The organism is Gammaproteobacteria bacterium (assembly GCA_019911805.1).
Lineage (GTDB): Bacteria > Pseudomonadota > Gammaproteobacteria > Thiohalobacterales > Thiohalobacteraceae > JAHJQQ01.
Map to the genome: position 1 here is coordinate 1 of JAIOJV010000044.1, position 2377 is coordinate 2377.

General features: G+C 63.2%; 3 protein-coding genes. All 3 read right to left on the minus strand.

Features of this window, described 5'->3' with window-relative positions; all coding sequences use genetic code 11:
• Window positions 1–97 precede the first annotated feature (97 nt).
• Complete coding sequence (gene def / locus K8I04_04315; protein ID MBZ0070936.1) at window positions 98–601, minus strand: peptide deformylase; 504 nt, start codon at window positions 599–601, stop codon at window positions 98–100.
• Between the two features lie 10 nt (window positions 602–611).
• On the minus strand, window positions 612–1130 hold the full coding sequence (locus tag K8I04_04320; protein ID MBZ0070937.1) for an amino acid-binding protein: 519 nt from the start codon (window positions 1128–1130) through the stop codon (window positions 612–614).
• Between the two features lie 379 nt (window positions 1131–1509).
• Entirely contained in the window at window positions 1510–2319 is an 810-nt protein-coding gene (locus K8I04_04325; protein MBZ0070938.1) for a ZIP family metal transporter, read from the minus strand.
• Window positions 2320–2377: the final 58 nt, after the last annotated feature.

Below are 2377 nucleotides of genomic sequence, written 5' to 3' on the forward strand. Positions count from 1 at the left end.
TTTCCGTGTTTTTCCGTGTGTTTCCGTGGCTGATCAGATTTCGTAGCTATAGGAAAATTTTATTTATTTTCAGTGAGTTCTGTGGTGCGACGGGCGCTTATCGGTACGTCTTGCGGCGGAACAGGTCGTTGCGCCGGCTGACCAGGCGATCGAGGAACAGCAGACCGTCGAGGTGATCCAGCTCGTGCTGCACGGCACGCGCCTCGAAGCCGTCCATGGCGAACTCCAGGCGCTGCCCGTACGGATCGCAGGCAACCAGTTGGATCCGCTCGGCACGGATGACATTGCCGGTGTAGTCCGGCACCGACAGGCAGCCCTCGCGGCCGACGGCATAGCCGTCCCAGGCGGTGATCTCCGGGTTCACCAGCACGAGGTGGCCGTGATTGGGGACAGGGCGCTTCATCTGGGAGACGTCGACGATGACGATGCGCTGCGGTCGGCCGACCTGCGGGGCGGCAATGCCGACCGCACCGGGACCGGCCAGGCGCGTCGCCTCGAGCTCGGCGACGAAGGTGCGCAGCGCGGTATCGAAGGTCTCGACCGGCAGGGATTCCCGCTTCAGACGCACATCCGGGTAGGTGAGGATATCGAGCACGGTCATCGTACGGTACTCAGCCGATCAACGTCTCGATGGGCTGCACCTCGATCTCGATGTCGTCGCGGCCGAGCGGCGCAAGCGCCGCCTCGAGCGCCTCGATACCGTTTCCGGTCTGCCCCTCCAGGGTCATGACGTACATCGGCCTGGCCTCGCTGCCGCCGACATCCGATTGCAGGTCGAGGATATTGCAGCCGACCGCCGCCAGTGCCCCGGTCACCTGCGCGACGATGCCGCTGCGGTCCGCGCCGTATACCGTGACGCGCACGTCGGGGATCAGGTGCCGGTGCAGGTGCCCTTCGATCCGGTCACCGTGCACGTGCAGCCCGAGTTCCTGCGCCACCGGATCGACCAGGGCCAGCAGGCGCTCCAGCGTCCCGGTGTGTTGCACCATCAGCATCACCGAGAAATTCCCGCCGAGCCGCGCCATCGCCGCCTCGCCGAGGTTACAGCCGCCCTGATACAACGCCGCCGTTAACTGGGCGACGATCCCCGGCCGGTCTTCCCCGACCACTGTCAGCATGAACCAGTTCATAAGCTACTCCGCGCTGGATGCGTTCAGGCAATTTAACCACGAAGGACACTAAGGACACGAAGGAATTTCGATCGGGTCAACCCAATAAACCGAGACCACCACTTGGACTCAGGGTTACAGGATCATTTCCGCGTGTCGCACGTACTGCGGTCCTCCTTCGACACAGGTGCGCGCATGGCGGAGCGGTTGGGCTGGGGTTTCGCTTGAACCACGAAGGACACGAAGGGCACGAAGGGAAAGCCGGCGCCATGTTGGCGGAAGGAATGCCGCCTCCCCCAAGATACTTGGAACGGTCATTCTCTAATGGGCAGGTGAGTGCTCCTGGTTTTGCATTAGGCTTTCCTTCGTGTCCTTCGTGTCCTTCGTGGTAAAAGTTTTCTCAATGCAACGTCGAATGCGCGAAATAGATGGTCAGCACACCGGCGAGAATCAGGGCGACCTGCTGCACCGTGGCACGCACCTCCAGACGCTTGTGCAGCCCCGGGATGAGGTCGGCGACGGCGATGTAGATGAAGCTGGAGGCGGCGATGGCCAGGATATAGGGTAGTGCAGCCTGGGTCTCGCGCAGGCCGTAATAGGCCAGGCCGGCGCCCACCAGTGTGCTCAGGCTGGAGAGGATGTTGTAGAACAGCGCCCGGCTGCGTGAGAAACCACTGTGCAGCAGCACCGCGAAATCACCGACCTCCTGGGGGATCTCGTGGGCGGCGACCGCCAGGCTGGTGACGATGCCGAGGTGGATGTCGGTGAGGAAGGCGGCGGCAATCAGCACGCCGTCGACCAGGTTGTGGATACCGTCGCCGATCAGGATCAGGGTACCGGCGGCACGATTGGCCTGTTGCTCGGTGTGATTGTGGGCGTGCCCAGTCCCGCTATCGAGTGTGTGCACCTCACAGTCGCTGTGATGGCAGTGCCGCCACAGCACCATCTTTTCCAGCAGGAAGAAACCCAGCACGCCGAGCAGCACCGTGCCGGTGATGACGTGCAGATCCTCGACCCCCGGCCCCTCCAGTGCGTGCGGCAACAGCGCCAGGAAGGCCGCCCCGAGCAACGCGCCGATGGCGAAGCTGACGAAATGTGGCAGCAACCGCGTGCGCAGCCGTTCGGGAAACAGCAGGAACACCCCCGCCGCGAGCACGCTCAGCACGCCGCCGAGCAGCGAGAACAACAGGATCCAGCTTAGGAGCGACATGGCGTCGGGATGATACAGGGGGAGGGGATCAGGGACTAGGGATTCGGGATTCGGGATT